Origin of the sequence: Desulforamulus aquiferis (assembly GCF_030577015.1) — a bacterium.
Taxonomy (GTDB): Bacteria; Bacillota; Desulfotomaculia; order Desulfotomaculales; family Desulfotomaculaceae; genus Desulfotomaculum; species Desulfotomaculum aquiferis.
This window is the reverse complement of the sequence record NZ_JARPTC010000079.1, coordinates 1-295: the sequence shown is the minus strand read 5'-3', so window position 1 is coordinate 295 and position 295 is coordinate 1. Positions and strand designations below refer to the sequence as shown.

The 295-nt window shown below is 53.6% G+C and carries 1 pseudogene; it reads left to right on the top strand.

Going from position 1 to position 295, the window contains the following annotated elements:
* Nucleotides 1-64: 64 nt before the first annotated feature.
* Nucleotides 65-262 (top strand): annotated as a pseudogene (locus P6N53_RS18605) (hydrogenase iron-sulfur subunit); the annotation flags it as partial.
* Nucleotides 263-295 lie beyond the last annotated feature (33 nt).

Here is a 295-nt window from a genome sequence, read left to right as displayed (position 1 = left end):
CTAAAATAATCGAACCTCGAATAACGAACTTCGGACTTCCAATTTCGAGGTAGGAGGGAAGAAAATGGGCGAACAAGAACCTAAAATTGTAGCGTTTCTGTGCAACTGGTGCAGCTATGCCGGTGCAGACCTGGCAGGGGTAGGGCGATTGCAATACCCCCCGAACGTCCGGGTAGTGCGGGTGCCCTGCTCCGGCCGGATAAATCCGCTCTTTATCATAGCAGGCCTGCGTTCCGGAGCTGATGCAATACTAACCTCTGGCTGACACCCCGGAGACTGCCACTATGTTAGTGGC